This window comes from Gordonia westfalica, assembly GCF_900105725.1.
Classification (GTDB): domain Bacteria; phylum Actinomycetota; class Actinomycetes; order Mycobacteriales; family Mycobacteriaceae; genus Gordonia; species Gordonia westfalica.
The window spans coordinates 927347-948584 of record NZ_FNLM01000036.1; the positions used below are offsets into that span (position 1 = coordinate 927347).

Annotated in this window: 21 protein-coding genes; 13 read left to right on the plus strand and 8 right to left on the minus strand. The window is 66.6% G+C overall.

Annotated elements, in window-relative coordinates; genetic code table 11:
- Positions 1-15: 15 nt before the first annotated feature.
- The 7 genes from BLU62_RS30385 to BLU62_RS30415 form a co-directional block, all read right to left on the minus strand.
- The gene (locus tag BLU62_RS30385) at positions 16-1416 is read right to left on the minus strand and encodes an O-antigen ligase family protein (protein WP_074854141.1); all 1401 of its coding nucleotides are present in this window, start codon (positions 1414-1416) and stop codon (positions 16-18) included.
- A 124-nt stretch (positions 1417-1540) separates the two neighbouring features.
- Positions 1541-2140 carry a DUF4262 domain-containing protein gene (locus BLU62_RS30390; RefSeq protein ID WP_074854142.1) on the minus strand — a complete coding sequence of 200 codons (600 nt, stop codon included), beginning with the start codon at positions 2138-2140 and terminating at the stop codon, positions 1541-1543.
- 56 nt (positions 2141-2196) lie between these two features.
- Positions 2197-3438 (minus strand): MFS transporter, encoded by a 1242-nt coding sequence (locus tag BLU62_RS30395; protein ID WP_074854143.1) that lies wholly within the window; start codon positions 3436-3438, stop codon positions 2197-2199.
- A gap of 7 nt (positions 3439-3445) precedes the next feature.
- Positions 3446-4195, minus strand: coding sequence for a respiratory nitrate reductase subunit gamma (gene narI, locus BLU62_RS30400; protein ID WP_074854144.1), 750 nt, complete (start codon positions 4193-4195; stop codon positions 3446-3448).
- 3 nt (positions 4196-4198) lie between these two features.
- The gene (gene narJ / locus BLU62_RS30405; RefSeq protein ID WP_074854145.1) at positions 4199-4843 is read right to left on the minus strand and encodes a nitrate reductase molybdenum cofactor assembly chaperone; all 645 of its coding nucleotides are present in this window, start codon (positions 4841-4843) and stop codon (positions 4199-4201) included.
- Complete coding sequence (gene narH, locus BLU62_RS30410; protein WP_074854146.1) at positions 4840-6498, minus strand: nitrate reductase subunit beta; 1659 nt, start codon at positions 6496-6498, stop codon at positions 4840-4842. The genes narJ and narH overlap by 4 nt, the downstream gene beginning before the upstream one ends.
- Positions 6498-10205 (minus strand): nitrate reductase subunit alpha, encoded by a 3708-nt coding sequence (locus BLU62_RS30415; RefSeq protein WP_074854147.1) that lies wholly within the window; start codon positions 10203-10205, stop codon positions 6498-6500. The genes narH and BLU62_RS30415 overlap by 1 nt, the downstream gene beginning before the upstream one ends.
- A 125-nt stretch (positions 10206-10330) precedes the next feature.
- Here BLU62_RS30415 and BLU62_RS32995 point away from each other — a divergent pair, with 125 nt between their 5' ends.
- Positions 10331-10468 (plus strand): hypothetical protein, encoded by a 138-nt coding sequence (locus tag BLU62_RS32995; protein ID WP_159441591.1) that lies wholly within the window; start codon positions 10331-10333, stop codon positions 10466-10468.
- A gap of 34 nt (positions 10469-10502) precedes the next feature.
- The gene (locus BLU62_RS30420; protein WP_074854148.1) at positions 10503-11675 is read left to right on the plus strand and encodes a tellurite resistance/C4-dicarboxylate transporter family protein; all 1173 of its coding nucleotides are present in this window, start codon (positions 10503-10505) and stop codon (positions 11673-11675) included.
- Here the strand turns inward: BLU62_RS30420 and BLU62_RS30425 are convergent.
- Positions 11643-11981, minus strand: coding sequence for a cupin domain-containing protein (locus BLU62_RS30425; protein ID WP_074854149.1), 339 nt, complete (start codon positions 11979-11981; stop codon positions 11643-11645). The genes BLU62_RS30420 and BLU62_RS30425 overlap by 33 nt on opposite strands.
- Positions 11982-12284: 303 nt before the next feature.
- On the opposite strand from BLU62_RS30425, the gene rpsH reads away from it, so the two are divergent.
- From rpsH to BLU62_RS30480, 11 genes are all read left to right on the plus strand, one after another.
- On the plus strand, positions 12285-12683 hold the full coding sequence (rpsH, locus tag BLU62_RS30430; protein WP_006360199.1) for a 30S ribosomal protein S8: 399 nt from the start codon (positions 12285-12287) through the stop codon (positions 12681-12683).
- A gap of 13 nt (positions 12684-12696) precedes the next feature.
- Positions 12697-13233: a 50S ribosomal protein L6 gene (gene rplF, locus BLU62_RS30435; protein WP_074854150.1), complete on the plus strand. Its 537-nt coding sequence runs from the start codon at positions 12697-12699 to the stop codon at positions 13231-13233.
- 3 nt (positions 13234-13236) lie between these two features.
- Complete coding sequence (gene rplR, locus BLU62_RS30440; RefSeq protein ID WP_006360197.1) at positions 13237-13641, plus strand: 50S ribosomal protein L18; 405 nt, start codon at positions 13237-13239, stop codon at positions 13639-13641.
- 46 nt (positions 13642-13687) lie between these two features.
- Entirely contained in the window at positions 13688-14335 is a 648-nt protein-coding gene (rpsE, locus tag BLU62_RS30445; RefSeq protein ID WP_074854151.1) for a 30S ribosomal protein S5, read from the plus strand.
- 2 nt (positions 14336-14337) lie between these two features.
- The gene (gene rpmD / locus BLU62_RS30450; RefSeq protein ID WP_005197622.1) at positions 14338-14517 is read left to right on the plus strand and encodes a 50S ribosomal protein L30; all 180 of its coding nucleotides are present in this window, start codon (positions 14338-14340) and stop codon (positions 14515-14517) included.
- A gap of 3 nt (positions 14518-14520) precedes the next feature.
- Complete coding sequence (rplO, locus tag BLU62_RS30455; RefSeq protein WP_074854152.1) at positions 14521-14961, plus strand: 50S ribosomal protein L15; 441 nt, start codon at positions 14521-14523, stop codon at positions 14959-14961.
- A 203-nt stretch (positions 14962-15164) separates the two neighbouring features.
- On the plus strand, positions 15165-16493 hold the full coding sequence (gene secY, locus BLU62_RS30460) for a preprotein translocase subunit SecY (protein WP_074854153.1): 1329 nt from the start codon (positions 15165-15167) through the stop codon (positions 16491-16493).
- Positions 16490-17044, plus strand: a complete 555-nt coding sequence (locus tag BLU62_RS30465) for an adenylate kinase (RefSeq protein WP_074854154.1) — start codon at positions 16490-16492, stop codon at positions 17042-17044. The genes secY and BLU62_RS30465 overlap by 4 nt, the downstream gene beginning before the upstream one ends.
- Positions 17045-17068: 24 nt before the next feature.
- Positions 17069-17863, plus strand: coding sequence for a type I methionyl aminopeptidase (gene map, locus BLU62_RS30470; protein ID WP_074854155.1), 795 nt, complete (start codon positions 17069-17071; stop codon positions 17861-17863).
- A 181-nt stretch (positions 17864-18044) separates the two neighbouring features.
- On the plus strand, positions 18045-19034 hold the full coding sequence (locus BLU62_RS30475) for an aldo/keto reductase (RefSeq protein WP_074854156.1): 990 nt from the start codon (positions 18045-18047) through the stop codon (positions 19032-19034).
- A 100-nt stretch (positions 19035-19134) separates the two neighbouring features.
- Entirely contained in the window at positions 19135-21213 is a 2079-nt protein-coding gene (locus BLU62_RS30480) for a bifunctional lysylphosphatidylglycerol flippase/synthetase MprF (protein ID WP_074854157.1), read from the plus strand.
- The last annotated feature ends 25 nt before the right edge of the window (positions 21214-21238 follow it).

Here is a 21238-nt window from a genome sequence, read left to right on the forward strand (position 1 = left end):
GCGCCGGCAGCGCGCTCAGTAATTCGCGGATGTAGGTCTGGACGCCGCTTCCCCCGGGTCGAAGTGCAAGCGCACCGTACGTGATTCGTGTTGTGCAGTCGCGCATCCCACAGCTCCCAACAGCATCCAGAAGTAGAAGTCGAGCGGAAAGATCTCGAAATAGGTGGCCACCAGACTGGCCGCCATCGCCGCGATGATCGAGGCGCTGACACCCAGGACGAATGCCCCGTCCGGGTCGGGGAGTCGGCGTGCGGACTGCACGCACCAGATCACCGCCGTCACGATCATCGCAAGAAAGAGCCACAGCCCGATCGGTCCGAGTTCCAGCAGGACCTTCACGTAGTAGTTGTCGGGCTGGTAGTTCGACGACATCCCCTGGACCGTTCCCCCCGCCCCGGCGGTCACCGTCTGGGTGTCCTCGCCACGGGCCGCCGACATCGCATCCGCCGCAGACCCGCTGGAGCCGAGACCGCGGCCGAGCGGGTGCACGCCGATGCTGGCGAAGATCTCACTCCATCCCGACCCGCGCTGGCTCAGGCTGCTCGACGAGAAGAACACCTTCGTGATCGACGACGGCAGGAACGGCAGGGACACCACAGCGAGCGCGGCGATCGCGAGCATCGGCGCGACGAGACGCCGGAATCGCAACACCGCCAGCCAGATCACACCTATGACGAGACCGAGGATGGCCGCGCGGACCACCGAGGTGGCCATCGTGATCGCCATGACCGGCCAGAGAGCGAGGAACAGCTGATTGCGGCGGCGGCTCGTGTCGGACAACGCCACCGCGCCGCCCACCAGCAGCGCCATCGTGACGAACAGGCCGAACCCGAAGGGCTGGTTGAACGTCGAGAACGTCCGGAACAGCGGTCCGCTCGAGCGGACCTGCTCGCCGTAGGTGTAGCCGAGTTCGACGAGCTTAGCCGGACCGATGATCTGCTGTCCGATGCCCACGATGGTGGTGATCACGCCGAGCGCCATGATGATCGACACGAGCCGATCGCGGTCCTGCGCGTCGAAAGGCGTGAGCCACAGCGCCAGTACGGCGAACAGATAGAAGAAGGTCACCTTGATGCCGTAGACCCCGATGGGCCCGTAGACCCATGCCGCCGAGATCAGTCCGAAGCCCACCAGACCGGCCGCCGCCGGCCACCAGGGCATGTGGAGAGGCGGACCCGTCCGCGCGGACGGGCGGATACGACGGTTCGCCGCGCAGATCAGCGTGACCGCGAGGATGCCCTCCTTCCACGCTCCCGCGATGCCCGGCACGGGCGCGATGTCGAGCAGGCCGTCGAGCGGGGTCAACGCCGCGAGCAGCAGGAGACCACGCTGCGGGCGCTGGTAGATGGCGGTGATGACGACTCCGCCGAAGACGGCGGCGCAAAGAACGGCGAGGACGACGGGCAGGTGCTGCACGCGCTATCCGCCTTCCTCGTGCCCCCGCCGGTCGTTACCCCCGGTGAACAATGTTGACACCTCGGCGCCCGCTTGTCCGTGGCAACCCCGCGTAGAGCGTGTCACCACGGACGAGCGGCGCGCCTCAGTGACCCGAGATCCGGCGGCCCCGACGGGGGCGGGTGCGGTCGGGACCGGACTCGACGGTGACGACGTGTGCGGCGTTCCGTGCGTGGGCCGAGAGATCCGGGATGCCCTTCACCGGCTGATGCATCGGCAGCAGGATGTAACCCTCCTCCCAGGGGAACCGGCCGTATTCGTCGGGCCAGACCACCTGCAGCGTCGGGGTGTCGGGGAACAGCAGGTTGGCGAGGATCAGTTCGTCCTTGTCGACCTGTTCGATCAGCCGTACCGAGACCGCGACCGTCTGCAGACGGATGTCGGCCTGTGTCGCGACCAGATCGCGCCAGTCCTCCCGGTGGAGCAGGTCGCCGAGTTCGTTCAGGACGTGATGAGCGGTGACCGGATCGACGCCGTAGACGGCGAGCTCGGGGATCGAGTGCAGCGCGAGCCCTGCGGTGTAGGAGAACCCGCAGTCGGTCCCGCGGCTGCTCGTCTCCGGAGACCCTTCACCGATGGAGGTCACCTGCCAGCCGCATCGGCGAATGGTCTCGATGGTCGAGCGGATGACGGGATTGGGATGCCACCGGGGCAGACCTCGGATCGCGGCAGCGTGGTCTGACATGGATCGCTCCTTTGTTCGAAGGGTGCGACCATGACACCACGGGGGTCCGACAACGACTACTCCCGCAACGGACCGCCCGCTCCCGGCGGGTCCGGGGGTCGTCGCCGGATCCCGAACAGCGTGAACACCAGGGCGACCCCGGCGGTGATGACGAGCAGCGTCAGTCCCAGCGTGTAGCTGTGGGTCTCCGCGTCGTAGGTGGCGCCCAGCACCAGCGGCGGGAAGAACCCGCCCAGACCACCCGCGGCGCCGACGATGCCGGTGACCGATCCGACCCGCTCGCGCGGTGCCTCCAACGCGACCCAGCTGAACACCGCCCCGGAGCCGAGTCCCATGCAGACGGCCATCAGGACGAAGTCGATGCCGGCGGGGATCTCGACCGGGGGCTTGGTGATCATCCAGAGCGCGAGCACCGCGGCACCGGCGGTCGACACCGCGATGATCAGCCGCGGACCGAAGCGATCGGACAGGACGCCACCGACCGGCCGGGCGATGACCGCGGCGACGGCGAACCCCGCGGTCCGGGTGCCGGCCCCTTCGAGGCCGAAATCGTAGACGTCCTTGAGGTAGGTGGGCAGATAGGTGGAGAACGCGACGAATCCGCCGAAGGTCGCGGCGTACAGGAAGCCCATCTGCCAGGTGATCGGCAATCGGGCCGCGGCGACGAGCTTCGGGACCACCGCGTCGTGGTTCGGCCGCCACACCGGTGAGTCACGCATGAACGTCCAGGTGACGGCGGCGACCACCACGAGGGTCACCGCGATGATCACGTGGGTGGTGACGTAGCCGAACCAGTTGACGAAGCGAGGGGTGAAGAAGGCGGAGAACGCCGTTCCGCCCATCCCCACCCCGAAGACGCCGGTGGCGAAACCGCGGCGCTCGGGCGGGTACCAGGCATTCGCGAACGGGATACCGACGGCGAAGGTGGTGCCCGCGATCCCGAGGAAGAACCCGAAGATCAGCATCAGCGGATACGAACCGAGGTCCCCGGCCACCGCGACGAGGATCACGATGGGGGCCGACGCGAGGAGAAGGACCGGGAACATGATCCGGCCGCCGTAGCGGTCGGTCAGAGCGCCGGTGATGATCCGGCCCAGGGACCCCACGACGATGGGGATCGCCACGACGATCGATTTCTCGGTGGACGAGAGATGGAGGAGTTCGGAGTAGCGCACACCCAACGGAGCGATGATGTTCCAGGCCCAGAAGCTGACCCCGAAGGCCAACGTCGCCAGGAAGAGGTTCCGGCCCTGGCCGACCCGCAGATCGGGTGTGCTCGACGTCTCCGCGCTGGTCATCGTCGCGTCACCGCTGCCGGTCGGCGGTACCGACGGGGGCCCAGCCTCGCCGGGGTGGCCGATTGCCGGGAGCCGTCGCGTCGTCGCGACTCCGATAGACGATGTAGGGCCGGAAAAGATAGTGGACCGGCGCGGTGAAGATGTGCACGAGCCGGGTGAAGGGGACCAGGCAGAACAGCAACATGCCGATCAGGACGTGAACGTGAAACCGCAGGGGAGCGGCGGCCATCGCGTCGATGTCCGGTTGCAGGAAGAAGATCGAGCGGAACCAGGGGGACACGGTCTCGCGGTAGTTCACACCGGGACCGTCGGGGTCGATCGCGCCGACGACGGTGATGTAGCTGCCGGCGACGATGGCCGAGAGCAGCACCAGGTACATCAACTTGTCGTTGCGGGTGGTGGCCATGAACACCGGACCGGTGGTGCGGCGGCGGTAGACGAGCAGACCGATGCCGACCAGCGTGGCCAGCGCGGCGATGAGCCCGAAGACCGCGGCGAACAGGTGATAGTCCTTGTCCGACAAGCCGATCGCATCGGTCCAGGATTCGGGGATCACCAGTCCGACGGCATGACCCACGATGACGACGAGGATGCCGTAGTGGAACATCGGTGAGGCGATGCGCAGCACCCGGGATTCATAGAGTTCCGACGATCGCGTCGTCCAGCCGAACTTGTCGTAGCGGTAGCGCCAGATGGTGCCACCGATCACGAGAGCGAGTGTGAGATAGGGGATCACGCCCCAGAGCACCACATCCACTGGTCATCCTCCGTTGCTTGTGGCCGACAGTGGGAGCAGCCGTGGATCGTAGGGCTCGAGACCTACTGTCTCGACCGGGATCTGGCTGCCGAGGGCCGCCGCCGGATCGCTGGGCGCGTCACCGGGGATCGTCGAGCAGACCGCTTCGAGAGCCGAGGCGTAGTCGCTGTCGACCTTCACCAGCGACCGCCGCAGGAGTTCGAGCGCCGGGCGATACTGCTGCAGCAGCTGTATTCCTCGCTCCGGATCGGCGCATGCGCAGAACTCGAGGACGATCGGGAGGTGGTCGGGTAGTTCCCCGCGCAGGTTCACCAGGAATCCGCTGTCGCGGTACGCCTGCTTGAACGCGCCCAGCGAGGCGCCCCGCCGCCGGGTGTCCCCGTCCGTCCAGTAGGTCAGGTAGAGCGTGTGCCGCCGTGACAGGTCGAACAGGTCGATGTACTCGCGCCGCAGTTCGTCGGCTCCGGTGGTGTCGAGGTGGTCGAGGAGTGGTTGCAGCAGCCGGCTCGCCGGATCGTCGGCCAGGGCGGCACGCAGGATCGGCAGGCGGCCGAGGAGCTCGTCGTCGGGATAGCTCAGGCACCACGACGCGACCTGATGGACGACGCGGTGGTCGGGGCTCCGTGGGCTGCGGCGGGGGAACCTCATGACCGTCGCTCCGGGAACAGTCCGGGAGGCGCCCCGTTGCCGTCCCAGTTGAGCAGATTCGTCCGCCCCGCCATCGCTTCCGGATCGGCCGCACGATCACCGGTCTGGCGGTGTCGCAACGCGTGGAAGGTCTCGACCGACACCGGTGCGGGTCGACCGCTGGCCTCGCCGAAGGCCGACGAGTCGAACATCCCCGGACCGTCTTCGTAGTCGAGGGAGCAGGCCGTCTCCTCGAGCTTCTCGGCCTGCTCGAGGTGTGCCGTCGGGATCACGTAGCGCTCATCGTATTTCGCGATCGCCATCAGCCGGTACATCCGGTAGATCTCTTCCTCGCTCAACCCGACCGACGCCGGGATGTCGGGGTCCGTCTCGCGACCGAGGTTGACATCGCGCATGTAGGCACGCATCGCCGCGAGCCGGCGGAGCACATCTTCGACGACGACTGTGTCACCCGCGGTGAACAATTCGGCCAGATATTCCAGCGGGATCCGGAGCGCATCGATGGCGCCGAAGAGCGTGCTCCGGCTCTCCGCGTCGTGGCCCTGTTCGGTGAGCAGGTCGACGATCGGGGAGAGCGGCGGCACATACCAGACCATGGGCATCGTGCGGTATTCCGGATGCAGCGGCAGCGCCACCCGGTAGGTCTTGGCGAGCGCATAGACCGGTGAACGCCGGGCCGCCTCGAGCCAGTCGTCCGGGATGCCGTTCTCGGCGGCCGCACGCACCACCTCCGGGTCGTGCGGGTCGAGGATCAGATCGAGTTGCGACTGATACAGGTCCTTGTCGTCGGGGACCGAGGCGGCCGCGGTCACGGCGTCGGCGTCGTAGAGGAAGAGTCCGAGATAGCGCAGGCGGCCGACGCAGGTCTCCGAACACACCGTCGGCTGTCCGACCTCGAGTCGCGGATAGCAGAGTGTGCACTTCTCGGCCTTGCCGGACTTGTGGTTGAAATAGATCTTCTTGTACGGGCATCCGGTGATGCACTGGCGCCATCCGCGGCACTTGTCCTGATCGACGAGCACGATCCCGTCCTCGCTGCGCTTGTAGATCGCGCCCGAGGGGCACGACGCCATGCACGACGGGTTGAGGCAGTGCTCGCAGATCCGCGGCAGGTAGAACATGAACGTCTGCTCGTAGTTGAACTTGATCGCGTCTTCGCTCTCGCGGCGCAGCTTCTTGACCACCGGGTCGAGATGCCCGTGTTCGGTTGCGCCGCCGAGGTTGTCGTCCCAGTTCGACGACCACGTGACCTTGGTGTCCTCGCCGGTGAGCAGCGATTTGGGTCGCGCGACCGGGAAGTCGTCCCCCAGAGGCGCGTCGATGAGATTCTGGTAGTCGTAGGTCCACGGCTCGTAGTAGTCGTCGATGGTCGGCTGCACCGGGCTGGCGAAGATCGTCGCCAGGCGCCGTAGCCGGCTGCCCGTGCGCAGACGGAGTTTGCCCCGTCGGTTCAGGTGCCAGCCGCCGCGCCACTTCTCCTGATCCTCGTATCGACGCGGATATCCCTGTCCCGGACGGGTTTCGACGTTGTTGAACCAGACGTACTCGGTGCCGGCGCGATTGGTCCACGCCTGCTTGCACGTCACCGAACACGTGTGGCATCCGATGCATTTGTCGAGATTCATCACCATGCCGACCTGTGCCATGACACGCATCAGTAGGTCACCTCCTGGTTGCGCTTGCGGATGGTCGAGACGTTGTCGCGCTGATTGCCGACCGGGCCGAGATAGTTGAAGGCATAGGACAACTGGGCGTAGCCGCCGATGAGGTGACTGGGTTTGACCAGCAGGCGCGTACCCGAATTGTGGATTCCGCCGCGACGCCCGGTGGCCTCGGATTTCGGGACGTCGATGGTGCGTTCCTGGGCGTGATGGACGTAGACGACGCCCTCGGGCATGCGGTGACTGACGATCGCGCGCCCGACGAAGACCCCGTTGGCGTTGACGCATTCGATCCAGTCGTTGTCGTGGACATCGATGGCCGCCGCATCCTGCGGACTCATCCACACCGTCGGGCCTCCCCGGGACAGCGACAACATGAACAGGTTGTCCTGGTACTCCGAGTGGATCGACCACTTGTTATGCGGCGTCAGGTATCTCACGGTCACCTGGGCGGAGCCGTCCGGTCCCAGCCGGGGTTCGTTGAACAGCCGATGCATGTCCAGCGGCGGACGGAAGATCGGCAACGACTCACCGATGTCGATGATCCAGTCGTGGTCGAGGTAGAAGTGCATCCTCCCGGTGAGGGTGTGGAACGGCTTGAGCCGCTCGATGTTGATGGTGAACGGTGCATACCGGCGATCCTCGGACTCGATACCCGACCACTCCGGTGAGGTCTTCACCGGCACGGGCGCTCGCTGCGTGTCGGCGAAGGTGATGCGGTACTCGGCGTTGCCCTCGGCGAGGTCGGCCAGGCGCTTGCCCACCCGTCGCTCCAGCTTCTCGAACCCGTTGAGTGAGAGCTGCCCGTTGGTCGTGGCCGAAAAGGTGAGGATCGCCTCGCAGAGCTTGGAGTCGGTGTCGATGGCCGGGCGCCCGTCGGCGGCGCCCCCGAGCATGACGTGGTTGGTGGATGCGAGGCGGGCGACCGCCTCGGTCATGTCGAAGTCGACGTTCTTCGTCGTGAAACCCGGCGAGTCGGCGAGTGGCCCGATGGCGCCGAGCTTGTCCGCGATGGCGGTGTAGTCGCGTTCGACCACGGAGAACTGGGGCATGTTGATCCCGGGGAGGGCCGCGACGCCGGGTTCACGCCAGTCGGCGACCCGGCCGTGCGGCGAGGCCACCTCACCCGGGGTGTCGTGTTGCAGGGCGACGCTGACCAGATCCTTGCGGGTGCCCAGATGGGTCTTGGCCTGTTCGGAGAACTCCCGCGCGAGAAGGTGGAACAGGTCGAAGTCGGACTTCGCCTCCCACGGGGGATCGATGGCCGGGGAGAAGGCGTGGACGAACGGGTGCAGGTCGGTCGCCGAGAGGTCGTGCTTCTCGTACCAGGTTGCGGCGGGCAGGACGATGTCGGAGAGCAGCGTCGTCGACGTCATCCGGAAGTCGGCGCAGAGCAGTAGGTCGAGTTTCCCCTCCGGGGCGTTCTCGTGCCACGTCACCTCGGTGGGGCGCGGGGTGTCGGGCGACTCCGTGCCCATGACGTTGTGGTGGGTCCCGAGGAGATGCCTGGAGAAGTACTCGGCTCCCTTGGCCGAGGACCCGAGGAAGTTGGAGCGCCAGAAGATCAAGGTGCGCGGCCAGTTCTGCGGGGCGTCGATGTCCTCGATCGCGGGTCTGAGTTCACCGTCGGCGAGTTTCCGCGCGACGTACGCGGCCGCGTCGGCGGTCTCGCCGCGCGCCACCGCCGCGCTCGCCTCCTCGCCCACATCGAGCGGGTTGCGGTCGAACTGCGGATAGAAGGGCATCCACCCCAGGCGCGCCGACTGCGCGATCGCGTCGGCGGTGTGTTCGTGGGTGAGGTTGCCGCGCGAGAGCGGTGACGCCAGTGATTCCGTCGAGTACCCGTCGTTACGCCACTGGTCGGTGTGCATGTACCAGTACGACGTCCCGGGGGTGGTCCGCGGCGGCCGGTGCCAGTCCAGGGCGCTCGACAGCGACACCCATCCGGTCAGCGGCCGGCACTTCTCCTGGCCGACGTAATGCGCCCATCCGCCGCCGTTGCGGCCCATACAGCCGGTCAGCAGCAACAACGAGAGCATCGCCCGGTAGGTCACGTCGCCGTGGAACCACTGGCACACCCCGGCACCCATGATGATCATCGAGCGGCCGCCGGAGTCGATGGCGTTCTGCGCGAACTCCCGCGCCACCCGGATCGCCGCCTCGGCCGGGACGCTGGTGATCCGGGCCTGCCAGGCGGGCGTGTACGGGGACTCGGCGTCGTCGTATCCGGCGGGCCATTCGCCCGGCAGCCCACTGCGCCCGACGCCGTACTGCGCGAGCATGAGGTCGAAGACGGTCGTCACCAGATGCCCGTCGACGCGGATGGCGGGGACTCCGCGACGGAGCACGGTGCCGCTGCCGTCGGGGGTGTCGAATGCCGGGAACGACACCTCCACGGCTTCCGCGCCGGGACGCCCGTGGACCGTCAGCGCCGGTGTGACCCCTTCCAGGTCGAGGTTCCAGCGGCCCTCTCCGGAACTGGAGTAGCGAAAACCCATGCTGCCGTTGGGAACCACCGGTGATCCGGTCGCGTCGTCGAGCAAGACCTGCTTCCAGGCGTCGTCGGGTTCGTCCGCCGGCCGGCCGGCGAGATCGCTCGCGGTGACGAATTTGCCTGCGACGTGGCCGGTCTCGTGCTCGTCGAGGTGTACGAGGAAGGGCAGATCGGTGTATGTGCGGACGAAGTCGTCGAAGAACGGCGTGTTCCGGTCGACGAAGAACTCCTTCAGGATGACGTGTCCCATCCCCATGGCCAGGGCGCCGTCGGTACCGGCCTGGGCGGGCAGCCACTCGTCGGCGAACTTGCTGTTGTCGGCGTAGTCGGGGCTGACGCTGACCACCTTGGTGCCGCGGTAGCGGACCTCGGTCATCCAGTGCGCGTCGGGAGTCCGGGTCACCGGGACGTTGGAGCCCCACATCATCAGGTAGCCGGCGTTCCACCAGTCGCCGGACTCGGGGACGTCGGTCTGGTCGCCGAAGATCTGCGGACTGGCGACCGGCAGATCGGCGTACCAGTCGTAGAAGGAGGTCATCACGCCACCGATGAGCTCGATGAACCGGGACCCGATGGTGTGCGAGGCGATCGACATCGCCGGGATGGGGGAGAAGCCGGCGCATCGGTCGGGTCCGTAGGTCTTGATGGTGTGGACGTGCGCGGCCGCGGCCATCTCGATGGCCTCCGCCCACCGGATCCGGACCAACCCGCCCTTGCCCCGCGCCTGCTGATAGGAGCGTCGACGCAGCGGGTCACCGACGACGTCGGCCCATGCCAGGACCGGGTCTCCGAGACGTGCGCGCGCCTCCCGGTACATCTCGACCAGGACGCCGCGCGCATACGGATGCCGGACCCGGGTGGGGGAGTAGGTGTACCAGGAGAATGCCGCGCCGCGGGGGCATCCGCGCGGCTCGTATCCCGGGTTGTCGTCGCCGACCGAGGGATAGTCGGTCTCCTGGGTCTCCCAGGTGATGATCCCGTCCTTCACGTACACCTTCCACGAACAGGACCCCGTGCAGTTGACGCCGTGTGTGGACCGGACGATCTTGTCGTGGCTCCAGCGGTCGCGATAGAAGACATCGCCCGCGCGTCCGCCGGACCGGAACACCGCTCTGGCATCGTCGCTCTCGTCCCAGCGGGTGAAGAATCGGCCGACGTTCAGCAGGGCGGTCGCGGCGTCGCCCTGTACTCCGGTGGATGGGGGCATGACGTCACGGTACGAGCGTCAGGCCGGTGTCGGAGCATTATCGAGACGTCGCCAACCATATATTTCCGGGATTCCGTCCAAATGCGACATATGCCCGATTGTGTGCCATTGGCAGTGTCGTCGAAATGTCTGTCGAGAGCCGTTCCCGCTCGCGCCGCACCTCGGACGACGAAGCGGTCAAATACGTGTTGATCAGGCAATATGTGGAACACATTCCAGGTGCCGCGCATCGGTTCGGCGGCGGTGCGGACGCTTCGCGGTGACAAAGCGCGAACAATTTCGACATATATTGAAATCATGCCCGAAACCTCATCCTCCGCTGGAGTCGCACCGGTTCCGGGAAATGTCACAAATCGGCGACGACACTCCCGATTCGCGCTCCCTCACGCGAAACTCTCGCAATTCAATTTCGTTCTCGGTACCGGGATAACCTCCACCGCTCTGCACAATGTCGGGGCCTACGTGCTCTCGGATGTCCTCTTCGTGCTCGCCATCGGGGGCTACTGCGCGCTGACGGCCTGCGTCGCCGTGCGATGGGCCCGCGATCCGCGGGTGGTCCTCCCCGATGTGCGCGAGAGCTGGTTCGGTGGTTTCGCGTTCCCGGCCGGCGCCGGTGTGATCGCGGCCCGGTCCACTCTCCTCGGCGTGGAGTGGCCTGCACTGACCTTCACCGCCGTCGCGGCGGTGACCTGGGTGCTACTGGTGTACTGCGCCATCGCGGCCGGGGTCGGCGACGACGCACGCCGGCACTCCGCGATGACCGACGCCGATGCCGAAACCGGTCCGGCCGACCGTCCGTGGCGACCCGACGGACTGATGCGGGTCGACGGCAGCTGGTTCGTGCTGGTGGTGTCCAGCCAGTCGGTGGCGGTGGCCGCCGGCGCGACGGCGGCCGCCTTTCACCACCCGCGCCTGGCGGAGTTGGCCGCCATCTGTTGGTCGGTCGGCGTGGTTCAACTCGCGGCGATGATCGCGCTGGGCGCGGCCCGGCTGCTCCTCGCCCCGCTCCGGTCGGTCGACGACGTCGCGCCCTTCTGGGTGTTCATGGGGGCGTGCATGATCTCGGTGCTCGGGGGATCGGAGGTGCTGGCCGCCGCGGGGCAGCAGTCCTTCGTCGACGACGCGGTGCTGACGTCGGTCTGCGCGGTGCTGTGGTCGTTCGGGTCCTGGCTCGTGCCACTGCTGATCGTGATGATGCTCTGGGACTGGCGGAGGGAGGACACGTACTCGGGGTTCCGTACGTCGTTGTGGTCGATGGTCTTCCCCCTCGGTATGTGGGGTGAGGCGAGCCGCGAACTCGGCGAGGTCCGGCGGATCGACTGGCTGATCGACCTGGGCACCGCCGAGGCCTGGGTGGTGTTCACCGTGTGGTGTGCGGTGTTCGCCGGGATGCTCGCCTGGTGGTGGCGCTGGTGGACCGGACGCGAGTTGCGTCCGTCACCGGCCGACGTCGACGCACACCGTCAGTAGGACCGCGGAGTCCTGCTGCGCCGACAACTCGTGTCGGGCATTCGGGATGACGAGCACGTCGCCCTCGCGTCCGACGGTCCCGGTACCGTTCTCGACCAGTGTCACGTGACCGCGGAGGACCTGCAGGGTCGCCTCCCCGGGACCCTGGTGTTCGGCGAGTACTCGCCCGGCGACGAGCGCGATCACCGTCTGCCGCAGTGCGTGGTGGGAGTCGCCGTCGATGGTGTGCGCGGCGCGTCCGCTGCCGGCTGCGTGCGCGCTGGTGAGCAGATCGTCGACGAGGCGGGGGAGCGAGACCGGGTCCATACACCCAGTCTCGTGCACACGGTCGGAGCGTGCACCGGAGTTCGCGACAGCGGTGGTTTCCGGGCCGACGAGACCCGATTTGGGTCTGGCCAGCAGATTCTCTACACTAGACCGGTTGCCTGTGCACCTCAGGTGCCCGGGACACAACTGAATAGTCTCCGGTGCCGGCGAAAAGCCAAGGGCACCGGCGGCGAGAACCTTCAGAAAACTATCCACTTCGTGGAAGGCCCACCGCAGGTCAGAGGAGATTTCCTCGGATCGGCGCTGCATGGGAACCGCCACGAGAAAGGTTGACGGTCAACCATGACCATGACTGACCCGATCGCAGACTTCTTGACGCGTCTGCGCAACGCCAATTCGGCGTACCACGACGAGGTGAAACTCCCGTCGTCGAAGATCAAGGTGAACATCGCCGAGATCCTCAAGCGTGAGGGCTACATCACCGACTACCGCATCGAGGATGCGGAGGTCGGCAAGAGCCTCATCGTCTCCCTGAAGTACGGCCCGAGCCGTGAGCGCTCCATCGCAGGACTGCGCCGCGTGTCGAAGCCGGGCCTCCGGATCTATGCAAAGTCCACCAACCTGCCCAAGGTGCTGGGCGGCCTCGGCGTGGCCATCATCTCCACGTCGTCGGGTCTGCTCACCGATCGCCAGGCAGCCAACCAGGGCGTGGGCGGCGAAGTCCTCGCCTACGTCTGGTAGGGGAGGGAACGACATGTCGCGTATCGGAAAGAACCCCATCGAGATCCCCGCGGGCGTCGACGTCACCGTCGACGGACAGCGCGTGGCCGTGAAGGGCCCGAAGGGCGAGCTCTCGCTCACCGTCTCGGAGCCCATCGAGGTCGCCAAGGAAGACAACTCCATCGTTGTCACCCGCCCCAACGACGAGCGTCGCAGCCGCGCGCTGCACGGCCTGAGCCGTTCGCTGATCAACAACCTGGTCATCGGAGTCACGCAGGGCTACACCACGAAGATGGAGATCTTCGGTGTCGGCTACCGCGTCCAGGCGAAGGGCAAGGACCTCGAGTTCGCCCTCGGTTACAGCCATCCCGTGCCGATCGAGGCCCCCGAAGGCATCACCTTCGCAGTGGAGTCCCCGACCAAGTTCTCGGTCACGGGTATCGACAAGCAGCAAGTCGGCCAGATCTCGGCGAACATCCGCCGCCTGCGTCGTCCGGACCCCTACAAGGGCAAGGGCATTCGCTACGAGGGTGAGCAGATCCGTCGCAAGGTCGGAAAGACGGGTAAGTAAGCCATGAGTGACACAGCTACCAAGACCAGCCGTAAGCCCCTCGGCAAGGACGTGTCGACGCGTCGTCGCAAGGCGACCGTCAACCGGCACTTCCGTCTCCGCAAGAAGGTCAGCGGAACCCCCGCTCGCCCGCGTCTCGCGGTCAAGCGCAGCTCGCGCCACATCCACGTGCAGCTCATCGACGACCTGGCCGGCAAGACGCTGGCCGCCGCGTCGTCGATCGAGGCCGACGTGCGTGCGGCCGGCGGCGACAAGTCGGCCCAGGCCCGCAAGGTCGGCGAGCTCATCGCCGCCCGTGCCAAGGCCGCCGGCGTCGAGGCCGTCGTGTTCGACCGCGGTGGCAAGGACTACCACGGCCGTATCGCCGCGCTCGCGGATGCCGCCCGTGAGGGAGGCCTGAGCTTCTGATGACCATCTTCACCAGCTACACCCACAACACCGGAGGGAACCTCTGATGCCCGGACGTCAGCGTGACGGCGGAAACGGACCCGCCGGTAACGACCAGAACCAGAACAACGCAGGTGGCGGCAACGACCGTCGCGGCGGTGGCCGTGGAGACCGTCGCGATCGCGGCGGTCGCGACCAGGACCGCAACCAGCTCGAGCGCGTGGTGACCATCAACCGCGTCTCGAAGGTGGTCAAGGGTGGACGTCGTTTCTCGTTCACCGCTCTCGTGGTCGTCGGCGACGGCCAGGGCATGGTCGGCGTCGGCTACGGCAAGGCCAAGGAAGTTCCGGCCGCGATCCAGAAGGGCGTCGAAGAGGCTCGCAAGAACTTCTTCCGCGTGCCGCTGATCGGTGGCACCGTGACCCACCCGGTTCAGGGTGAGGCCGCTGCCGGTGTCGTCATGCTGCGCCCGGCCAGCCCCGGTACCGGTGTGATCGCCGGTGGCGCGGTGCGTGCCGTGCTCGAGTGCGCGGGCGTCCACGACGTCCTCGCCAAGAGCCTCGGATCGGACAACGCCATCAACGTCGTCCACGCCACCGTCGCCGCTCTCAAGATGCTGCAGCGTCCCGAAGAGGTCGCGGCCCGCCGCGGTCTGCCGATCGAGGACGTCGCTCCGGCCGGTATGCTGCGCGCTCGCGCAGGACAGGGAGTCTGATCATGGCAGAGCTGAAGATCACTCAGGTCAAGGGCACCATCGGTACCAAGAAGAACCAGCGTGACAGCCTGCGGACCCTCGGACTGAAGGGCATCCGCCAGACCGTCACCCGCGAGGACACGCCGATCAACCGCGGCCTCATCAACGCGGTTCGTCACCTCGTGACAGTCGAAGAGGTTTAAGCAATGACCATCAAACTCCATCACCTTCGCCCCGCACCGGGGTCGAAGACCGACAAGACCCGCGTGGGTCGCGGTGAGGGGTCCAAGGGTAAGACCGCCGGTCGCGGCACCAAGGGCACCAAGGCACGCAAGAATGTGCCGGCCGGCTTCGAGGGTGGCCAGATGCCGATCCACATGCGGCTGCCGAAGCTCAAGGGCTTCACCAACCGCAACCGGATCGAGTACCAGGTCGTCAACGTCGGCGACATCGCGCGCCTGTTCCCGCAGGGCGGCACCATCGGCGTCGACGAGCTCGTCGCCGCGGGCGCTGTGCGCAAGAACAAGCTGGTGAAGGTGCTCGGCGACGGAGACCTCTCCGTCAAGGTAGACATCACCGCCGACAAGTTCACCGCCTCCGCCAAGGACAAGATCGCCGCTGCCGGAGGCAGCGTCACCGAGCTCTGACGGACCAAACCCGCGGTCGGGCGGCAGCTACGCTGCCGCCCGACCGGGGCGTTTCGGCGTCACTGTTAGAGTTTCAGACGTTGTCTGCCGCATCCGCACAAGATCAGCCGCATCCCGAACATCGTCGATTGCCGAGCACACGGGGATCGGGTCGTGACCGACCCGGAACACAGCCCTCGCGTGGTCGTTCCTAGGAGGAGTTAGTGCTTTCCCCCCTCTTCGCGGCCATACGGACGCCGGACCTGAGGAAGAAGATCCTCTTCGTTCTCGGCATCATCATCCTGTATCGCCTCGGCGCGACCGTGCCGTCGCCCGGTGTGGACTACCAGGCCGTGCAGGCGTGTCTCGACGAGGTCTCGGCCGGTGAGTCGAGCTCGGTCTACTCCCTGATCAACCTGTTCTCCGGCGGTGCGCTCCTGCAGCTGTCGGTGTTCGCGATCGGCATCATGCCGTACATCACGGCATCGATCATCGTCCAGCTGCTCACCGTGGTCATCCCGCGCTTCGAGCAGTTGCGCAAGGAAGGCCAGGCCGGCCAGGCGAAGATGACGCAGTACACGCGGTATCTGTCCGTGGCCCTGGCGCTCCTGCAGGCCACCGGCATCGTGGCCCTCGCCGACCGCGGCCAGCTCCTCCCACAGTCCTGTGCGACCAGCGGTGAGGTCCTCAACGACTCGAGCATCTTTGGTCTGATGATCATCGTGCTCGTCATGACCGCCGGCGCCTGTGTGGTCATGTGGTTCGGCGAGCTCATCACCGAGCGCGGCATCGGCAACGGCATGTCGCTGCTGATCTTCGCCGGTATCGCCGCCCGTATCCCGGCCGAGGGTCGGACCATCCTGAACACCCGCGGCGGGCTCGTCTTCGCCCTGGTGTGTGTCGCCGCGCTGATCATCGTCGCCGGCGTCGTCTTCATCGAGCAGGGCCAGCGCCGCATCCCGGTGCAGTACGCCAAGCGGATGGTGGGCCGGAAGATGTACGGCGGATCGTCGACGTACCTGCCGCTGAAGGTCAACCAGGCCGGCGTCATCCCGGTGATCTTCGCCTCGTCGCTGCTGTACCTGCCGCAGCTGATCGTCGAACTGACGCGCAGCACCGACGGCACACAGTCGACGTGGCAGGAGTACGTCACCAAGTACCTGACCGATCCCAGCAACGGGGTCTACATCGCGGTCTACTTCCTGATGATCATCTTCTTCACGTACTTCTACGTGGCGGTGACGTTCAATCCGGAGGAGCGCGCCGACGAGATGAAGAAGTACGGTGGCTTCATCCCGGGCATCAGGCCGGGCGCCCCGACTGCGGAGTATCTGGGTTATGTGCTCAGCCGCATCACCCTGCCGGGCTCGATCTACCTCGGTATCATCGCGGTTCTGCCGAACCTGTTCCTCGAGATCGGTAACAGCGGCAACGTCCAGAACCTGCCGTTCGGCGGCACGGCCGTGTTGATCATGGTCGGTGTGGGCCTGGACACGATGAAACAGATCAACAGTCAGTTGATGCAACGCAAGTACGAAGGATTCCTCAAGTGAGACTCGTTATTCTCGGCCCGCCCGGAGCAGGCAAGGGCACCCAGGCGGAACTGTTGAGCGAAGCCCTCGGCATCCCGCACATCTCCACCGGTGACCTGTTCCGCGCCAACATCTCCCAGGGCACCCCGGTCGGTATCGAAGCCAAGAAGTACCTCGACGCCGGAAACCTGGTCCCGTCCGAGATCACCGTCGACATGGTCCGTGCACGCGTCGGCGAGCCGGACGCGGCGAAGGGTTTCATCCTCGACGGTTTCCCGCGTTCGACCGAGCAGGCCGACGCCCTCAAGGAGATCCTCGCGAATCTCGACGCCTCGCTGGACGGCGTGCTGTCCTTCGTCGTCGACACCGACGTCGTCGTGGAGCGCATGTTGGCCCGTGGCCGCGCCGATGACACCGAAGAGGTCATCCGCAACCGGATGGACGTCTACATCAAGGAGACCTCGCCGCTGCTCGCCTACTACGGCGACCAGGTCAAGACGATCGACGCGGTGGGCGACATCCAGGATGTCCACCAGCGGGTGCTCAGCGCCCTCGGCGCCGGCGTCGCCTGACTTCCCCGACGACTGCGTCTGCTGATGGGTTTTCGTAAACGCAAGCGTGTCCCGTTCCGCTCTGCGGGTGAACTGGATGCGATGGCGGCAGCGGGCGCGGTCGTCGGTGCGGCCCTGGTGGCCGTCCGCGCCGCGTCGAAGCCGGGGGTCAGCACCCTCGACCTCGACGAGGTCGCCGAGACCGTGATCCGCGAAGCCGGAGCGGTTCCGTCGTTCAAGGGCTACCACGGCTTCCCGGGCTCGATCTGTAGCTCGGTCAACGAGGTCGTCGTCCACGGCATCCCGTCCGCCGATGTCGTTCTCGCCGAGGGTGATCTGGTGTCGATCGACTGCGGTGCGGTCCTCGACGGCTGGCACGGTGACTCGGCCTGGACCTTCGGCGTCGGTGAGCTGTCGCAGGCGGACGCCGAACTGTCCGAGGCGACCCGACTGTCGATGGAGGCGGGCATCGCCGCCATGGTCGACGGCGCGCGTCTCACCGACATCTCCCATGCGATCGAACTAGGCACCCGCGCCGCCGAGAAGAAGTTCGACCGGCCCTTCGGCATCGTCGACGGCTACGGCGGTCACGGCATCGGTCGCGAGATGCACATGGACCCGTTCCTCGCGAACGAGGGCGAGCCGGGCAAGGGCCCGCTGCTGGTGATCGGGTCGACGCTCGCCATCGAGCCGATGCTGACCCTGGGCACCGTGGACACCACCGTCCTCGGCGACGACTGGACCGTCGTCACCGACGACGGTTCGCGCGCCGCGCACTGGGAACACACCGTCGCGGTCACCGCCGACGGTCCCAGAATTCTCACCCCGCGACCCCACTAGTCGTCGCTCGGCTCGATTCTGCGACAGCCCGGCGTCCGCCGGGTAGTGAAGTTCCGCTTTATGGTGCACATAGCGCACAACGATTGATCCCCGATCCGCTCACCCGTTGAATGGTCGTGATCGTGTAGGTGTGACCTGGCGCGGTGGATGACGAGCGACGAGCAGAGAAGAGTGGGACGAGATGACGACTGTGGAACTCGGCGACGGACTGAAGGTTTCAGCCCTCGGATTCGGTGGCATGTCGCTGACCGACGTCTACGGCGCGGTGTCGGATGACGACGCCCTGCGCACCCTCACGCATGCGGTCGACAGCGGCGTGACGTTCATCGACACCGCCAACGTCTACGGTGACGGGCGCAGCGAGACCACGATCGGGAAGCTGCTCAAGACTCGCCGCGACGACGTCCAGCTCGCCACCAAGTTCGGCATCGTCCGTCAGGGCGGCGTCGGGCAGCGCGGGGTCCGCGGTGACCGAGAGTACGTCCGCGAGCAGGTCGAACTCAGCCTGGCACGACTCGGCACCGATCGCATCGACCTGTACTACCAGCACCGCGTCGACCCGGTGGTCCCGATCGAGGAGACCGTCGGCGCGGTCAAGGAACTGGTCGAGGAGGGCAAGGTCCTGCACATCGGTCTGTCCGAGGCGACCGGTGACGAGATCCGCCGCGCGGTCAGCGTGCACCCGATCGCCGCCATCCAGTCCGAGTGGAGCGTCGTCTCCCGCGACGTCGAGCGATTCGTCGTGCCCGCCGCCCGCGAGCACGAGGTCGGCTTCGTTTCCTACTCGACGCTGGGCCGCAAGTGGCTGGCCGGGCTCCTCGACTACAACGATCTGGTCGAAGGCGATGTGCGCCTAAACATCTCGCGCTACACACCCACCAACCTCGCGTACAATCAGCCGGTCCTCGAGGAGTTCTTGAAGATCGCCGACGAGATCGGTGTCACCGGTGCACAGCTGGCGCTGGCCTGGTTCTACGCCAAGGGTCGCGAGTTCGCTCTCCCCGTGGTCTCGATCCCGGGTTCGCGGTTCGCCGAGCGCGTCTCGGAGAACCTCGCCGGCGTCGACATCGAACTGACCGCGCAGCAGGTCGAGCGACTGGACACGTTGGCCGCCAAGGTTCGCGGTCATCGTTCCGCTCAACCGCAGTTGGTGTCCTCGGCACGCGAGTGACCCGCGACCGCGCCTCGGTGGGGTGAGTATCGGCCGCTCTATTCGTGCCGGGTCCTCACGTTGGGCGTGTGTCGGCTCACCTCTCGTCGTACCGTTGACCATGCACTTCGACGTGTCCTGGTCCACTGCCGTCCGCCGGCTGCCGTTCACTGCCGCGCTCACCGTCGCGTTGGCGATCGTGGGCGTGGCGACCGGGTCGCTGTGGGGCCGGGCGAACGACAAGTCCTGGTATAGAGAGGTCGCATTCGGCCTGCCCGCGCTGCGTGAGGGCAAGTGGTGGACGCCGATCAGTTCGGCCTTCGTCGAACCCGGGCCGTGGTTGTACGTGATCGCGTTCGTGGCGGTGATCGTCGGAATGGGTTGGGCCGAATGGCAACTCGGTACCGTGAAAGCGGTACTGGTCGGGGTCGGCGGGCACCTCGTCTCCGTTCTGCTCACCGTCGGGCTGCTCTGGCTGCTGTCGACCGAGGTCACGTCGTGGAAGTGGGCGGAGGATCTGTCCGAATCCCGGGGTACCGGTGTCGGTGCGCTCGTGGTCTCCGCGGTCGCGGTCGCCTCGGCGACGGTTCGGTCGCCGTGGCGTCTGCGGGTGCGTGTGCTGATGGGGGCGGTCGTCGCCATCGCGTTCCTGTTCCAGGGCACCCTCGCCTCCGTCGAATACGTTCTCGCAGCGGTGATCATGCTCGTGGTCGGGGAGAAGTTCTTCGCCACCAACGAACGCGGCTACATGCCGCGCACCCGGCGTGAGGTCCGCATGCTGGGTTGCGCCGCGCTACTGGTGATCGCGGCGGCGAACCTGATGGTGTTCCTGTTCCCCGGAGACGGACCCCTGGGCCCGACCGATGCCGGTGACGACTCGGCGTACACCATGCTCATCGGGCTGGTGATCAACGTGCTCATCGCGGATCAGCTGCGCCGTGGCAAGCGGTGGGCCTGGTGGGTCGCGGTGGTCATCGGTGCGTTGAACGTCGTCGGCACCGTGCTGACAGTGGTTCTCGTCATCTTCACCGACGTCTCGACCGAGGGCGCGGTGACCCTGGGCACCACGCTGCTGTGGGCGTTGTTGCTCGCCATCCTGATCCCCGGACGATTCGCGTTCGCCGTCCCGTGGCGGGTGCGGCATGTGGGTGCGCCGGGGGATGACCCCGACGCCGATCCGGTGGACCGGGTGAAGGCACTCCTCCGTGAACACGGCGGCGGCACGATGTCGTGGATGACGACGTGGCCCGGCAACTCCTATCAGTTCACCGGTGAGGCCGGATCGGTGGTGACCTACCAGAACCACGTCGGAACCCTGCTGGCACTGGCCGACCCCGTGTGTGTGCCCGAGCGTCGCCGGGAGGCGGTGGATGCCTTCATCGAGCTCGCGGAGCGGTCCGGAGCGACGCCGTGCTGGTTCTCCATCGGGTCGTCGACGTCGGAGATCGTGACCGAACGCGGCTGGCTCAGTGTGCAGATCGCCGAGGACACGATCGTCGACCTGCCGGGCCTCGAGTTCAAGGGCAAGCCGTGGCAGCATGTGCGGTCGGCGATGAACAAGGCTGTCAAACAGGACATCTCGATGCGGATGGTAACGCTCGCCGACGAATCCTTCGCGGTGCGCACACAGGTCCGGGCCATCTCGGAGGAATGGGTGGGGGACAAGGGCCTACCCGAGATGGGCTTCACGCTCGGCAGCGTGGAGGAGGCGATGGACCCGGCGGTGCGGGTCGCGCTCGCCGTCGATCCGGACGGCAACGTCCACGGTGTGCTGTCGTGGCTCCCCGTGTACGGGCCCGGCGGCGGGGTTGCCGGTTGGACCCTCGACATCATGCGGCGCCGGACCGACGGTTTCGGTCCCGTGGTGGAGTATCTCATCGCATCGTCGGCGGTGGCCTTCAAGGACGAGGGTGCGCAGTTCATGTCGCTGTCGGGTGCGCCGCTGGCCCGCACGGAGGACTTCGATCCCGAACCGCTCGACAAACTGCTCGACGCTCTCGGCGCAGCTCTCGAGCCCTACTACGGCTTCCGGTCGTTGCACACGTTCAAGAAGAAGTTCAACCCGCGGTATGAACCGGTCTACCTTGCCTTCCGCGACGAATCCGACCTTCCCCGAATCGGTTTGGCCATCTCGCGGGCCTACCTGCCCGATGCGACGACGGGGCAGTTGCTGCGCCTCGCGGCCAGCCGCTCCGAGTAGGTCGTAGCCTGCTGTGAGGCCAGCG